Source organism: Nostoc sp., from assembly GCF_036919675.1.
Taxonomy (GTDB): domain Bacteria; phylum Cyanobacteriota; class Cyanobacteriia; order Cyanobacteriales; family Nostocaceae; genus Nostoc.
The window spans coordinates 1-15,100 of sequence record NZ_JBALCP010000016.1 but is presented as its reverse complement, the minus strand read 5'-3'; the positions used below and the strand labels follow the sequence as shown (position 1 = coordinate 15,100).

General features: G+C 41.3%; 12 protein-coding genes. 7 read left to right on the top strand and 5 right to left on the bottom strand.

Annotated features, from left to right (window positions below; translation table 11 throughout):
• Positions 1-39: 39 nt before the first annotated feature.
• On the top strand, positions 40-3,198 hold the full coding sequence (locus tag V7K49_RS01135) for an MFS transporter (RefSeq protein ID WP_335204188.1): 3,159 nt from the start codon (positions 40-42) through the stop codon (positions 3,196-3,198).
• Between the two features lie 298 nt (positions 3,199-3,496).
• On the opposite strand, the gene V7K49_RS01130 is transcribed toward V7K49_RS01135, so the two are convergent.
• Positions 3,497-4,153, bottom strand: a complete 657-nt coding sequence (locus V7K49_RS01130; RefSeq protein ID WP_335204187.1) for a hypothetical protein — start codon at positions 4,151-4,153, stop codon at positions 3,497-3,499.
• A 368-nt stretch (positions 4,154-4,521) separates the two neighbouring features.
• Between V7K49_RS01130 and V7K49_RS01125 the strand changes: the two genes are divergently transcribed.
• On the top strand, positions 4,522-5,169 hold the full coding sequence (locus V7K49_RS01125) for a hypothetical protein (protein ID WP_335204186.1): 648 nt from the start codon (positions 4,522-4,524) through the stop codon (positions 5,167-5,169).
• 1,655 nt (positions 5,170-6,824) lie between these two features.
• A complete protein-coding gene (locus tag V7K49_RS01120) occupies positions 6,825-7,622 on the top strand; it encodes a sulfite exporter TauE/SafE family protein (RefSeq protein WP_335204184.1) in 798 nt (265 codons plus the stop codon).
• Positions 7,623-7,678: 56 nt separating this feature from the next.
• Here V7K49_RS01120 and V7K49_RS01115 read toward each other — a convergent pair whose 3' ends face one another.
• Complete coding sequence (locus tag V7K49_RS01115; protein ID WP_335204183.1) at positions 7,679-8,341, bottom strand: cadmium resistance transporter; 663 nt, start codon at positions 8,339-8,341, stop codon at positions 7,679-7,681.
• Between the two features lie 173 nt (positions 8,342-8,514).
• Here V7K49_RS01115 and V7K49_RS01110 point away from each other — a divergent pair, with 173 nt between their 5' ends.
• Entirely contained in the window at positions 8,515-9,837 is a 1,323-nt protein-coding gene (locus V7K49_RS01110) for a hypothetical protein (protein ID WP_335204182.1), read from the top strand.
• A gap of 174 nt (positions 9,838-10,011) precedes the next feature.
• A complete protein-coding gene (locus V7K49_RS01105) occupies positions 10,012-10,722 on the top strand; it encodes a cadmium resistance transporter (protein ID WP_335204181.1) in 711 nt (236 codons plus the stop codon).
• A gap of 187 nt (positions 10,723-10,909) precedes the next feature.
• On the opposite strand, the gene cysK is transcribed toward V7K49_RS01105, so the two are convergent.
• Positions 10,910-11,872, bottom strand: a complete 963-nt coding sequence (gene cysK / locus V7K49_RS01100; protein ID WP_335204180.1) for a cysteine synthase A — start codon at positions 11,870-11,872, stop codon at positions 10,910-10,912.
• Positions 11,873-11,890: 18 nt separating this feature from the next.
• Positions 11,891-12,373, bottom strand: coding sequence for an RrF2 family transcriptional regulator (locus V7K49_RS01095; RefSeq protein ID WP_273769587.1), 483 nt, complete (start codon positions 12,371-12,373; stop codon positions 11,891-11,893).
• A 214-nt stretch (positions 12,374-12,587) separates the two neighbouring features.
• On the opposite strand from V7K49_RS01095, the gene cysE reads away from it, so the two are divergent.
• On the top strand, positions 12,588-13,316 hold the full coding sequence (cysE, locus tag V7K49_RS01090; RefSeq protein ID WP_442942314.1) for a serine O-acetyltransferase: 729 nt from the start codon (positions 12,588-12,590) through the stop codon (positions 13,314-13,316).
• A 187-nt stretch (positions 13,317-13,503) separates the two neighbouring features.
• Entirely contained in the window at positions 13,504-14,094 is a 591-nt protein-coding gene (locus V7K49_RS01085; RefSeq protein ID WP_335204179.1) for a Crp/Fnr family transcriptional regulator, read from the top strand.
• Positions 14,095-14,491: 397 nt separating this feature from the next.
• Here V7K49_RS01085 and V7K49_RS01080 read toward each other — a convergent pair whose 3' ends face one another.
• Positions 14,492-15,085 (bottom strand): NIL domain-containing protein, encoded by a 594-nt coding sequence (locus tag V7K49_RS01080; RefSeq protein ID WP_335204219.1) that lies wholly within the window; start codon positions 15,083-15,085, stop codon positions 14,492-14,494.
• Positions 15,086-15,100: the final 15 nt, after the last annotated feature.

The following is a 15,100-nucleotide window of genomic DNA, read 5'->3' as shown; positions in this document are numbered from 1 at the left end:
GCAAAGATTGTAAACAAAGCTTTAAGTGAGAAAAATCTGATGTTTCATAGTGTGATTACTGCATTGAAATTGGAGAATTTCCAAGGAATAGCACAAATTCCGGTAGGAAGTGAAGTTCTAACACCAGAAGCAGCATCACTTGTTTTTTCTGGCCCGAAATTTTTGGTAGCATTACTTGCTGGTGTATTGATGGCATTTGCCTTTCAATTACTATTAACAAACTTCTCAATAGCTGTAGGAATTTCAGCTCTAGGCGGTAGCTCAAGTTCTGATGAATCTGAAAGCTTGGGTGGTACAATTCGCAAAGTTGAAACAGCTGCCGGTCTGTGGGCACTTGTTACCGTAACTATTGCATTATTCAGCGCTAGCTTCTTAGCGGTAAAACTCAGCTTAATTGAAAGTGCGCTTTTAGGAGCAATTATTGGTGTAGTTATCTGGTCTGCCTATTTCTCACTGATCGTTTGGGTAGGTTCCAGTGCAGTCGGCTCCTTAATTGGTTCTGTCGTTAACACTGTTACTAGCGGTTTGCAAGGAATTACAGGTGTAGCAACTACAGCTTTGGGTGCTAATGCTGCTAAAAATCAAATGGTTTCTACTGCTGAAGAAATTACCGCCGCCGTCCGTCGGGAACTCACATCTGGTTTTAACCCAGATAGTATCAAAAATACATTACAAAGTTCTTTAGCTACTGTAAAGTTACCGCAACTTGATACCAAACAAATTCGCTCTCAATTTGATCAACTGCTTAAAGAGGGAGACTTACAATCGATTGCTGATAGTGATTTACTAAAAAATGTTAATCGCCAGACTTTTGTCGATTTAATTAGCTCTCGGACAGATTTATCCAAATCAGATGTCAATGGAATTGCAGACCAATTGCAAGGTGCTTGGAACCAAGTTACTCAAGGGCAAAATCCCACCGACCAAATAATTAATTTACTCCAACAAGCCACTCCCGAAGAACTGCAACCTGAGCAATTAGGTGAGAAACTTCAGCAATTAACGGCAGTTGTTGGTGTCAATGGTCAGCTAGGTAATGGAATAATTAAGCAAGCTATTAAAGTGGGCTTAGGTGCGGCTTTACCAGGAGTGTTGAAGGGGGTAGACTTTTCACAAATAGATGTAGAAAAAATTACCAAACAGCTACAACAATTGTCTGGAAAAGTTCAGCAAGTTGATGTTGAGAAAATTACACAGCAGTTGCAACAATTTAAAGACCAAGCAACCCAGCAAGTTAATAAACTTGGTAGTTCTGTAGGTCAAAAATTGCCTGAACTTCCGAATAACACTGTCAAGGCAGATATAGAAGAATACATCTTGAATTCTTTTCCTTGGCACTTTAACCGGATTACAATTCAAGATGAATTTAAAGAAGTCATCTATGATCTGAATGCTAACCCAGGAACTGTAAGACGGCAATTGGAGGAATTAAACTTAGAATATTTCACCAACTTACTCAAGCAACGGGAAGACATCAGCGAAGCCAGAGTTCAAGAAATTTCCGAGCAGATGGAAAGCATTCGCACGGAAGTTTTAGAAACTGTTAAGCAGGCAGATACAACAGAAAAATCGCAAAATCTTCGCACCCGTCTAGAAGATTACCTGCGTTCAACTGGGAAGGACGAACTCAACCCTGAAGGTATTGAGCGGGATTTGACAAAGTTGCTGGAAGACCCAGAAGCGGGCATTGAAGATTTAACTCAGAGATTTTCGGAAATTGACCGCGATACTTTAGTTAAGCTCCTGGCTAACCGCGAAGATATATCAGAAGAGGAAGCTAATAATATTGTTGGTCAATTTGAGCGGACACGCGATAATGTCTTAGGGCGAGCAAAAGAACTGCAAGAGCAAGCTAAAGCTAAAGCTGATGAAGTGCGGCAAAGTGTAGAAGAATATCTGCGAAATACCAACAAAGAAGAACTCAATCCTGAAGGTATCAAGCGCGATTTTGGCACTTTGTTAGAAGATCCACAAGCAGGACTTTCCGCTTTAAAAGGAAGATTATCAGAATTTGACCGCGATACTTTGGTTAAATTGCTAAGTCAGCGGCAAGATTTGAGCGAGGAGCAGGTAAACCAAACCATTGACCAGTTGCTCACAGTCAGAGATAGCGTTTTGCAAGCTCCGCAAAAAGCAGCCGAGACAGCGAAACAGCAGTACGAGAAAACCACAAGTGCGATTAGTGAATATCTCCGCAATACCGATCTGGAAGAACTCAACCCAGAAGGTATTCAACAAGATTTGCAAAAATTACTCGCTGATCCTAAAGAAGGTGCTGATGCACTCAGAGAGAGGCTTTCACAAGTAGATCGTGAAACTTTAGTCAAGCTGCTGACGCAACGGGGAGACTTGAGTGAGGAGCAAGTAAACCGCACCATCGACTCAACACAACAAGCCATTAATAACATTGTCAAAGCACCGCAACGCTTGGCAAACCGTGCTACTCAAAAAGCGCAGGAGTTTGAAGCTAATCTGGAAAACTATCTGCGTAATACCAATAAAGAAGAACTCAACCCCGATAGTATCAAACGTGATTTGCAATTATTGTTGTCTTCTCCTAGTGCCGGTGTGTCTTCTTTAGGTGAGCGTGTTTCCAAATTCGACCGTTCTACAATCGTGGCTTTGCTGTCCCAACGTGAGGATATTTCAGAAGAAGAGGCTAACCGGATTGTGGATCAAATCGAATCTGTGCGTAACTCGATTGTGGAACAATATCAGCAGATTCAGCAAAAAGTGCAATCAGTGCTTGATGGTGTTTTTGGGAATATTCGCAACTCTCTCAACTCACTCGATCGTCCTGAACTTAATTATGAAGGCATCCAGCAAGATTTTTCTCAATTGTTTGATGACCCGCAATCTGGATTTGAGGCTTTGCGCGATCGCCTTGGTCAATTTGACCGTGATACTCTAGTTGCTGTGCTCAGTTCGCGTGAGGATATTTCTGAAGCGCAAGCTAACAAGATTATCGACAGAATTGAAGCTACACGGGATAGCGTACTGCATCGAGCCGAACGCATCCAGAAAGAAACTCAAAAACGCCTGAATGCAATTAAAGAGCAGGCACAAAAGCAAGCTGTTGAAACCAAAAAAACTGTTGCAGGTGCTGCTTGGTGGTTATTTAACACAGCTTTTGTTTCTTTGACGGCTTCAGCAATAGCCGGTGCTTTGGCTGTATCAGGTTTTAGCTTATTTGGTTAAAAGTTGTACAAGTTCATAGTTAAGCCTCTCTTTTGAGAGGCTTAACTATATTCTCCCGTTACTCAGCAATGAAAACTTTCAGAAACTATAGCAGTCTTAAATGATCCGCGATCAGGAATTAAGGTTGGAATGTTTGTAAAATCAAGATTTTTCTCTTAATATCTTCTGCGCGTTTGATTCCTGATTGCTATATGAATAGAAAGGAATGATCACAAGTCTCGACGATAGTCATGTACCAATTAGATAGCAGCAAATATTTTTCTGACTACTGACGATTGGCTACTCAATTCTTAGGCAGTTAGCTTACTCTTTCACTTCTGTACACTTCGCTTCTCTGTACGCGGGGGCTACGAGCTCCAGCAGCAGCTCCAATCATGGAGGCGACTAAGCCTAATAAGGAACCGAATACAAACGACCACAATCCTTGACGGACATTTGATGCAATATCACGAGTTTCTTGAGCAGATACATTCGGTGCGTTTTGCGGTATATTCAGACCACCTGACTGTTGCACCTGGTTAATAACTTGTCCAGCATTTGAAGCCGCAATCCCAAAAGCACCTGATACACCACTTGCTAAAAGCCAAGAGCTTAAAGCCAAAGTTGTCGCCCAAAGAATTGCGCCGTTGAGAAGAGCTGTGTTGCGGTTCATTGGACCACAAGCACGGGCTGTTAACCAGCCCCCAGTCAATAGAGAAATCAATAAACCAATAATTGACCAAATTCCCACATGACCAGCAACGTCAGATGCAATTGTTCTAGGTCTACCTGATTCTGCTACAGAACCTGCACCGATTGCACCAAACAAAGCGCTCAAAACTAACTGAGTTGCTACAGCAATTAATAGTCCAGATATTATCGGGCCCCAACGAACACGGTCATGATAATCGACTAATTGATTAGTAACAACTGGTTCACTAACGATATTATCTCCAGTTCGATCTACGTATGACATAGCCTATCCCTCCTCTACTTGTTTGCTTATTTTTGAAGTTTCTTTATTGACCATTCTTCAGTGAAGTCAACCAATTAATTATTTATGATTTGATCTCCACTGTTATTTGCAATGGTGATCAGAAACTTTCCTCTTTATTATATATCTTTCAATATTGAATAAATCATCAAAATTTTGAGTTTTTTTTTAGCTTTTAGGTAAAGTTTGGATTATCTCCAATTTCATATTCATAAACTTTTTGTAATAATGAATTTTAGGAGTATAATCTGGAAAGTAAGCAGATTTTGATTACAAAGTTTTAGCTGATGTAGTTTTCGTTTTTCTGAAAATATTGTCTTGTTATTATTCATTTCATCAATACCGTCGCCATGAAAAAAATTTTTCCACTATTATTGAGTGCTATTCTCTTGAGTAGCACAGTCGCCTGTAATAAAACTAGTAGCCAGACCAACAGCACTCCTACTAATAACAAAACTGCAATAACTGATAGTAAATCTAGTCAGTCTAACAATCAAATATCCGTACCAACAGGAACAAGTTTTGATACTGTTCTTCAAGAAAATATATCTACAGGGAAAAATCAAAATAATGACAACTTTATATTAAAAATTAAGAATTCTTTGAAAGGAGGAGATCAAGTTCTTAAAGATGGTCAAATTCAAGGACATCTGGAAGATGTAGTCAAAGCTGCCAAAGGTAAAAAAGCGAGTTTACATTTGGTTTTTGATGATATTTCACTAAAAAATGGGGCATCTTATCCCATTGATGCTACTTTAACAAACACTCTCTTAGAAACAAAAACCAAAGGTAAATTCATTCAAAATGCAGGCATTGTTTTAGGCGGTACAGTTGCCGGACATTTTCTTGGTAATCAAGCTAAATTCAAGCATGGTGGACTAGCAGGTGGTACAGCTGCGGCTGCTTTTGTTTTATCTAGCCCTGGTGGAGAAGTTGCTCTCAAAAAAGGTACGAATATTAAACTTAAACTTAATTCTCCTATTGGTAATACTCAATAAACCATGTATCCTGGTTCTGAGCAGATTGAAGTGTTGGGCGAGAAATTATTGCCGGAATTTCATCAAGTATTCGTGCTATTCTATCTCGCTGTTCACAAATCAAAATCCATCAGAACTCACCAACTTATGCATCTGAGCAGTGCAGAGAAATGTTATTGAGTCAGCCACCTAAAAAGTGCAAAAAAAACCAACTTTTGCAGGACTAGCTTCGCTGACCGCAGCAGTATTTCTTTTAACATTGCTAATAGTACGGCTGCTTAATAGCTGCGGCAGGGTGACCAAAATGCTGCGCTACCTTCGCTTGACAATAGTCTTGGTAGAAATAGCAAATTACTAGCTAGTTATAGCATTTATCATGAATCGTTACTCATTAGCAAAACGATGTTTGGCAGAAGCTCTAGGTACAGCTTGGTTGGTTCTTCAGTGGAGTTTTGGCAGGCATGATTGCCCGATGGCTGCGAGAACCAGAGATATAATGTAGTATTATATTTATCTAAAAAAGCTGCACTTTAACCATTTTTGATTATGATTCTTAAACAAGTGTTCAAACCCAGGTTTTGAATAAGATTTAAAGTTATCATCTTATTTTTTTCTCACCAGAGACATAAAAGAGCGATAATCCCAGCAATGTAATTACGAATCCTTATTTCACCTAAGAGAATCTGTTAGTTTAATCCCATTTGGGTTGTACTTCCTAGATGAACAAGCTTTTTTTTTACGCTATTAGTATATACATTACGTCCTTCGTGTTTATCGTGGTCTTTCCTCTCAACACGGTAGACTGTCCAGTTCAATTCATCATGAGTGAATCTAGCGATCGCATATCCATTAACCTGTGAATCGAATAAATATAACTATGTCATTGCGAGTGCAACAAACGTGAGTGCGTCTCGTAAAGTTCCAATACACTTGTGGTTCGGAGATTGCAACTCTACAAGACGCTACCGTGTTCTTACCCTTCTCCTGGAGAGCAAGGCGAACGCGTTATCCTTTGGAGTATGCAATAACAATTAATCAGTCGGACATCATATAAGTCGTCTTATCCCTATCGTTATTAAATTGTAGGTATTTTTTTTTACAATCAGTCCTCAGAAGTTTTATCGGCTGCTGTGTATTATCCAGAGAATCTAGCGATATACAACGTGAATACGCTGGACGTTTGCTCATGCTTACAAGTAAAATACGGTAAGTGCATCGCCTTACGGGCTTTTACATGTAAAACCACAGAAAAAACAGTTAGAAGTTGAGTTTAGCAGAACAACTGACCCCTAAGCAGTTATCAAAGTCTGTTTCGGCTAAGTGCCAGTTGTCATGCTTCCAAAAACTTTCAGACAGGTTTTAAGTTGTCCAGGAATCCTCTCTCTGCCCTAACTTTTAGCTGTATAACCTTTGTGTCACTCATCCTTTGAGAAACACAATAACTTGCCATGACTAGCTCTATCTACCACTGGGCTATAGTTTGGCGCAGTTGCTGCTCTCTAGCAGTGAAGCTTTAGCTGACTTTCAGTTCTAGCTGCTCGTAGTTAAGTCAGTGAACAATTATCAAGGCTTCGTTTGGGGATTTAAACCCTAACCTACGCTGCTCACTTTATAGAAGTGGGAGGCTCAACAGGACTCTGATAACTGATAACTGATTGTTGAAACCTCACAAGAGTATGCACTATTTATTACTACCGTTCTTAAGCTTTTTTGTTGGCATCATCGTTGGTTTGACGGGAATTGGCGGAGCCTCTCTCATCACCCCAATGTTAATTTTTGTTTTTCAGGTTCCGCCTTCCATCGCTGTGAGTTCTGATGTTGTGGCTGCCACATTGATGAAGATTGTTGGTAGCGTCAAACATTGGGAACAGAAAACCCTTGACATAGAAGTTGTCAAATGGCTGGCATTTGGGAGTGTTCCAGGCTCACTGTTCGGGGTGGGGATTTTGCACTTTATTAAACGTACAGGTGAGTATAACCTAGATAACATCTTGTTCCGTTTGCTTGGCGGGATGATTTTGCTAGTCACAGTATTAGCACTAGTGCAATTGTTGTTATTGACTTTTTTCCCGACATTTAATTTACCTGAACTCCCAAAGTTAGACTTAGAAACTAATTTGGGTCGGATCATGACAATCAGTTTAGGAGCAATTTTAGGCTGTTTGGTTGGTCTAACTAGCGTCTCCTCAGGTTCAATGTTTGCCCTAGTGCTGATTGGGTTTTTCCGCCTTGATGCACGGAAGTTAGTGGGTACGGATATTTCACACGCAGCAATTTTACTGCTGTTTACAGCCCTCGCTCACCTCAGCCTGGGAACAGTTGATTGGAGTTTGGTAGTGCCTATATGGCTAGGCTCTGTTCCAGGAGTGTTATTAGGCGCTAAAATCTGCCAGGTAGCTCCACAACGCCCACTACGGTTTATCATTTATGCCATCTTGATGATGGTGAGTTGGAAATTAGTTCATCAGGTATGACAAATTTTAGATTTTAGATTGGGGTTCTAAATCCAACATTCAACATCCAACATTGATTAACTTCTCAACCAAGGTAGTAGGGTGAATGTACCTCGTTCATAGATAATGAATAGACCCAAGCCTATTAATACAAAAGGTACAACAGCTTTACCGTAGCGACTTAAAATATAAGCAATGGTAGGTTGACGGCTTAAAAAATAGGCGATCGCACACCAAACCCCTACCATGACAAAAAATATACTTAGAATTACTCCCAAGCTGGCAAGATCATGACCAGCGAATAGAGGGATATATATACTAATATTGTCACCACCATTAGCAACAGTTACTGCTGCCACTTTATAGGTTTGGGGATGCAAAACACTCAAAACAAAAGATAATACCGGGTTGGTAGCTGTGGACTCCCTAAAATCACTGCTGACTGTCTGAACTGTTATAGTTTCTTCTTTTCTATATATTAATTGTTGAATCCCAATTGCTATTGGTAGCAGTCCTAGCAATCCTATCCATTCTCGCTGTACAACCAATCCACCAAAAAATCCTGGTAAGCTAGCGATAATAATGGCTGTAAAACCCAGATATTGACCGAGTAAGATATGCCGTCGTCGAAAATTAACATCTACCTGTGAAAAAAATATTAACAAGATAATAATGTCATCTATGTTAGTGGCTATGAAAGCAATTATCCCTTCACTGAAGGTTGTCCCTAGCTTACTCATGCTGGATTTTTAGAACCTACAATTTATCACCATACCAAATTAACTAATTACTAATTCGTAATGACGCTTGCAGACTCGCTAACGTCTTTATCAATTACGAATCATTTTAACCTTCTGGCACAACTAAGTTTTAAAATGACAAAGTAATTATTCTCATAGAGAGGATTTTGTCAATGCCTAGACTTACAGTTCCACCTAATTTCATTGGTACTTCTGATATCGATACTTTAGTCGCAGAAGAGTCAAATGCATCTGTGGCGATTGGTATTAATATTTTAAATCCAGGCGTGATTAGTACATTTTCAGGAAACGACAGTATTACTGGTAAAGCTACTGGTACTGCCACGTTTAGCAAATTTAGCAAAGCTGGTACTGGCATCGGCATCAACAACAGTGGTAGTCTCAATGCGGGGAGCGGAAGTGACACTATCACTGGCACTGGTATTGGTGCCAACTTTTCCAAAAACAGCAAAGGTGTAATAATTGGCAGCATCTTTGGGGGAGGCACTGCTGGCGGTACTGGAACCGGCATCAGCAACAGTGGTAGTTTTGATGCAGCGGAGGGAAATGACATTATCACTGGCACTGGTAATGGTGGTAGTGGCGCCAGTGGGGGAGGCATTACTGGTAAAGGCGGTAAAGGCGGTACTGGAACCGGCATCAGCAACAGTAGCAGTTTTGATGTAGGGGACGGAAATGACACTATCACTGGGACTGGCACTGGTGGTACTGGTGGCGAAGGTTCTATCATTGGCGCTACTGCTTCCATCCCCCCCAGCATAATCAGAGGTGAAAGTGGCGACGGCGGTGCTGGAATCGGCATTAGTAACAGTGATAAACTCAATACTGGCAAAGGCGAAGATACGCTCATCGGCACTGGTACTGCCGGCAGCAACAATAAAACGGGGAGAAAAAGCAGCACAGGTGGTACTGGCATCGGCATCCAGAACGTTAAAAAAGCTATTATCACTACTGGTGAGAACAACGACAGGATTACGGGTTCTGCAAACAGCTTGGAAGCGAACACCCTAGCTTATGGCATCTTCAATGACGGCATCATTGATACTGGTAATGGCCATGACATCCTCACTGGACAAGCAACAACCACAATTGGTGGTACTGCCTATGGTATTTATGGGCAAGGAATCATTAGGACTGGCGATGGGAATGACAAAGTTACCGCTACCAGTAATATCGATAAAGTTCAACAGAAAGTCACTATTGGTGGTGGTATCCGCTTTGAACTAGGGACTGGGGATGACTACTTCAAAGGGTTCGGGTCTGCAATTGTTGATGGCGGGAATGGTTTTGACACCCTTGATGTGAGCGCTTTCAAACGTTCTGAAGTTAGTGTATCTGGTGTTATTTCTGGCAATAGTCTAAACCCTGCCAACATTACCTTTAACAATAATGGAAACCTGATTACCCTTTCGACAACTGGCTTTGAGAATTTTATCTTTGCAAATAGCTCTTTCTCTTATAGCAATTTGAACTGAAACGAGAATTACCACAATTCAATTGTGAGTAAAGTAATGTAATTTCGGCTTTTGATGCCTTGCTTAATGATTAGTGAAAATTAGTTTTTGAACGAATCGCGTCAGAGAAAGTAGCTGACCGTAGGGTAGAATGCTCCCCAAGATGTAAAAGCATGTCTATGTTTCTCTTAAAATATGAACGAGTTAGTTACTGCAATTACTACAGGGGCAATTGCATTCATTGCCACTAACATTGATGATATTGTCATTCTATTGTTGTTTTTTTCTCAAATAAATGCTAACTTTCGCCCCCGGCATATAGTTGCTGGTCAATTTCTAGGTTTTACGCTTCTGTTGATCCTTAGTCTTCCTGGTTTATTTGGTGGATTAGTTTTATCAAAAAGCTGGATTGGATTACTTGGTTTACTACCAATGTCCATAGGTATCAGTAGCTTAGTGAATCGGGAAGAAGATTCATCAAAAGAATTTGTAGCTGTAACAGAAGAAACTGAAGCATCAACAATTACAAGTTTTTTTTCTCCCCAAGCTTATAGTGTGGCAGCCGTTACAATTGCCAATGGTAGCGATAATATTAGTGTCTATGTGCCTTTATTTGCTAGTAGTAACTTAGAGAGTTTTGTGGTAATTATCGGATTATTTTTTCTATTGTTAGCAGTTTGGTGCTACGCCGCATACAAATTAACTAACAACAGAGTCATAGCTGATGTATTGACTCGCTACGTTAATAATCTTGTGCCTTTTGTTCTTATAGGATTAGGCGCTTTTATTGTATTAAAAAGTGAAGCTTTGAGCTTAATAAAGCTAGCTGCTAGCTGTTTTTGTTTGATGATTTTGGTGAAAAATAATGAAAGTACCGATGAAATTGGCGAAAATTCTAGTAGATAATTAAGCCCATTTGAGAAGTTTCCCCCTTGGTGTTTGATTTTCTGATGACAAACTGTGGTCTTACGTTTCCTTTGGGTGTGTAGATATCTTGAGTTTGTAAGGTACAGCATTCACGGATTCTATAGGCACTAAACAGGCAGACACTGAACAGTCCCTAAAATCTAAAATTTCAAATTGGTATATGGAATCAAACTTTACTCAACCACTCATTCTCCTCTGGGTCTTTGAACAGTGAGGTACTGAGGTAGCGTTCGCCGAAGCTAGGCTGGATCATGACGATTAGGCGACCAGCATTTTCTGGTCGCTGTGCCACTTGAATAGCCGCGTATAAAGCAGCGCCAGTAGAAATGCCAGATAGCAATCCTTCTTCTTTTGCTAGGCGACGGCTGTAAGCGATCGCCTCCTCATCCGCTACCTGAATCACTTCATCTACCAGTTCTGAACGGTAAATTGCTGGGACAAATCCCGCGCCGATCCCCTGAATTTTGTGAGGCCCCGATTTTCCACCTGCTAATACTGGGCTGTTGCTTGGCTCAACTGCGATCGCTTTAAAACTCGGCTTCCGCCTTTTTATAACTTCTGCAACTCCCGTAATCGTTCCACCAGTACCCACTCCTGCCACAAGAATATCTACCTGTCCATCGGTATCATCCCAAATTTCTTCTGCTGTGGTTTGGGCGTGAACTTTCGTGTTAGCGGGGTTGCGGAACTGCTGCAACATATAAGCATTGGGTGTTTGAGCTAAAATCTGCTCTGCACGACCAATCGCCCCTCGCATCCCTTCTACCCCTGACGTTAACTCTACTTGAGCGCCATAAGCTTTGAGCATGGATCGTCTTTCCTGGCTCATTGTGTCAGGCATCGTTAGAATGAGATGGTACCCCTTAGCGGCCGCCACCATCGCCAGCGCAATTCCTGTATTCCCAGAAGTCGGCTCCACTAAAATGGTTTTTCCGGGGTGAATTAAGCCTGCTTCCTCTGCCGCTTCCACCATACTCGCGCCAATCCGGTCTTTCACAGAAGATGCTGGATTCATGCTTTCTAGCTTCACCACAATCTGAGCAACCGCTCCCGAAGCTTGGGGAATCTTGTTTAATTGAACTAAAGGAGTCCGTCCGATTAACTCTGTGATATCTTTGGCTATCCGCATGTGAGTACTCCGTCGTGTCTAAATATAATACATTGGACTTTGCTGGGCGCGAGTTTCTCTTTCCTGGCACAAGTCTTGGAGTGTATAGCGCCCCAAAACTTCAATTGAGGCAGCGTTGGCTTGCTCCCAAACTTCATATACCAGAGTCTTTTCCAGAGTGGAAGAATCAGAGGTATCTTTCTCTTTCCGCTCGCCTTCGACCAAAGTGACAATTTCAAGTATTGTGATCTGCCAGGGTTCACGAACTAAAACGAAACCTCCTTTAGAGCCGCGTTGACTCTGCACCACACCAGCACGCCGGAGGTTGGTCAAAATTTGTTCCAAATAGCGTTCAGGTATGGGTTGCTTGGCAGTGATCTCGCTCATGGTCAAAGGAAGTTTTTTTCCGTGGTGGCTTGCCAGTTCTAAGAGTGCCAGCAGCGCGTATTCCACTTTGGAAGACAGATCCAAGAGAGCGTAGTTTTGGCTATTCAAGACTGTACTCAATATACTACGGTGAATTGAGGGACTTATCGCAGTTTATGCGAAATTAATTTTTCTGAAAGTGTGGAATGTGATAGCATCCCACTTACTACCCACAAAAACACTTTACTCTATCGACTTACCGTAGATTATTATCTTACACAATTCCCATGATTGACTTAATCTTTTTGTGGGAATTATCCTGAGTTTCTGTTTTCAGAGCCTCACTTACCAACGAAAATCTCAACTGAGTATGCTACTAACTGATTTGCGAACCATTTTTGAGCGTGATCCAGCAGCCCGTAACTGGCTAGAAGTATTGTTCTGTTACCCTGGACTTCATGCCCTAGTGTTTCATCGATTGGCACACTGGCTGCATAAAATGGGAATTCCCTTCATACCTCGGTTTATCTCTCATATTAGTCGGTTTTTAACCGGAATTGAAATCCATCCTGGGGCATTAATTGGTCAGGGAGTGTTTATTGACCACGGAATGGGAGTAGTGATTGGTGAGACAGCGATCGTGGGCGACTATGCCCTAATTTATCAAGGCGTCACCCTCGGCGGGACGGGGAAAGAAAGCGGCAAACGCCATCCAACTTTAGGTTCTCATGTAGTTGTGGGAACGGGTGCGAAGGTTTTAGGAAATATTCAAATTGGCGATCGCGTCCGGATTGGAGCCGGTTCTGTGGTGCTGAGAGATGTGCCTAGTAACACTACTGTAGTTGGGATTCCAGGGCGTGTGACTCGTCAGAACAACTTACCTACCAATGTTCTGGATCATGATAAAGTCCGTGACGTAGAAGCTGAAGTAATCCGCGCTCTATTTGAACGCGTCAAGGCTTTAGAGAAAGAGTTCGAGCAGCTAGAAGATCAATCAAGTTTGTCCCCAACTGAGCTTGGCGACCAACAAATTGACAACCCTAAGAGCAAAAATTCTGATGGGATAATTGAAGATTTTCTTGATGGTGCGGGAATTTAATTTAAAGCATTGGGCATTGGGCATTGGGCATTGGGCATGGGGCATGGGGCATTATTTAGTTATTCTTTCTCCCTCAGCCCCTCTGCCCCTCATCTCCCCACTCCCCTCTTTAAAATACTCATAAACTCTTAGAACCTGATATAAATATATAATACTACGGTTAATTTATCGGAAAATAGTTTTATATATGGTGTCTTTGTACACAAGCTTTGCTAACTTAATCAGTAATAATACTAAGCAAGTTTTTGCCCGTCGGTCATTCCTACCAGAGCATCAAAACGGACTTTGGAAGATTGAAACGGGTTTTGTCAGGACTTTTACCTATCTGGAAGATGGTACAACTGTCGCTCTGGGATTGTGGGGGCCTGGAGATATCGTTGGTAAGGCTTTGTCAAAATTAGAACCTTATCAGATGGAATGCTTAACTAAAGTGGAGGCGACGGTCTTACGTTTAGAGGAATGGACTCAACTAACAGAAACTCTACTTGCTCATATCCAACAAGCTCAAGAATTGATGGTTATTCGTAGCCATAAAAAAGTGGATAATATGCTCATCAAGCTGTTGGCATGGTTATCCAAAAAGTTTGGTTCGGAAGTTGAGAAGGGACGTTTAATAGATATGCGTCTGACTCATGAAGACCTGGCGGAAATGCTCGGTTCAACTCGTGTAACCATCACTCGTGTTCTTGGGCAGTTTGAGCAAGAAGGCTTGATTGATCGCCTTTCCCTACATCGAATTGTGCTGCGAGAAGAAGAAATTTGGTACTACGAAATTTAGATTATTTCAGCAAAACCAGCCATCGCCGTCAGCATAATTCATAATTACCCTACTAATAAATTTGATGGTTACAAAAAATATTGATACTAGGTTTTTTGTTTTCCATGAATTAATTCAGTAATCATTCGTCAGAGGTCATTTATAAAGTAAAAATCAAATTACTGTAGGGGAGCCAGGGAGCATCTCAAAGTTAAAAAAACATCCCATCTTAGGGGCGCAAGGCCTTGTGCCCCTACAAATGTACAAATAATTTTGGATAATTTATTTTTTGTCAATCCCTAAAGTCTTAACACACCCTAACTTTTGATTTACTTTATAAATGGTTTCTGAACAACCAGATCCTCAACTTATCTAACAATTCATGGATCTGAGGATTGCGATAATTTTAATTATTCAGTTAGCGATCGCTATAAACGCTAGACAAATCCAGCCAAATTGGTAGCCCCAGGTTTTCCAAATAACTCAGACTAGAGTAGAGTTGCTTTGTTCTCCCCCACAAATCCAAGTCAAACCAGCCGTCATCTTGCGTATCGGGTTGAAGTCTAGCACTGGTGATATTGACTGTTAGTCCATAACGAGAAACTAACTCGGAAATTACAGGTTCCTCATAATAAGATTTTAAGACGCACAGTTGCAAGCGCAATCGATTGGTTTGACCTGTAGAAATCCATTGCTGGAATTGTTCTTGCCATTGATTTGTCAGCCATGCAGAGTCTTTGGGACTCAGTTTGCTAGCTGGATTTGGGAAAGGTAGAGAGTGCTGGTTGAGTTGAATGTTGTTGGCGATGGCTAGTTGCAGCAAATTCACTCCCAATCCTTGCAAGTAAGATAGGCTATTTGTCAGTTTTTGGGGATTTCCTGAAAGTTCCAAATCAAACCAGCCATCGCTGTCACTATCTGATGTCAGGGATGCATCTTTCATATGGGCGTGCGATTCGTTGGTTAGTGAATCACGGTAATCAGTCCGTAAATAACTAACCCAGCCCGACAGCAGATTACTGTCATT

Excerpts from the sequence above, each read along its gene's own strand:
- V7K49_RS01085 (WP_335204179.1), top strand. The coding sequence starts at position 13,504 with ATGGTGTCTTTGTACACAAGCTTTGCTAACTTAATCAGTAATAATACT.
- V7K49_RS01130 (WP_335204187.1), bottom strand. The coding sequence starts at position 4,153 with ATGTCATACGTAGATCGAACTGGAGATAATATCGTTAGTGAACCAGTT.
- V7K49_RS01125 (WP_335204186.1), top strand. The coding sequence starts at position 4,522 with ATGAAAAAAATTTTTCCACTATTATTGAGTGCTATTCTCTTGAGTAGC.
- V7K49_RS01105 (WP_335204181.1), top strand. The coding sequence starts at position 10,012 with ATGAACGAGTTAGTTACTGCAATTACTACAGGGGCAATTGCATTCATT.
- cysK (WP_335204180.1), bottom strand. The coding sequence starts at position 11,872 with ATGCGGATAGCCAAAGATATCACAGAGTTAATCGGACGGACTCCTTTA.
- V7K49_RS01110 (WP_335204182.1), top strand. The coding sequence starts at position 8,515 with ATGCCTAGACTTACAGTTCCACCTAATTTCATTGGTACTTCTGATATC.
- cysE (WP_442942314.1), top strand. The coding sequence starts at position 12,588 with ATGCTACTAACTGATTTGCGAACCATTTTTGAGCGTGATCCAGCAGCC.
- V7K49_RS01115 (WP_335204183.1), bottom strand. The coding sequence starts at position 8,341 with ATGAGTAAGCTAGGGACAACCTTCAGTGAAGGGATAATTGCTTTCATA.
- V7K49_RS01120 (WP_335204184.1), top strand. The coding sequence starts at position 6,825 with ATGCACTATTTATTACTACCGTTCTTAAGCTTTTTTGTTGGCATCATC.
- V7K49_RS01135 (WP_335204188.1), top strand. The coding sequence starts at position 40 with ATGTTTCATAGTGTGATTACTGCATTGAAATTGGAGAATTTCCAAGGA.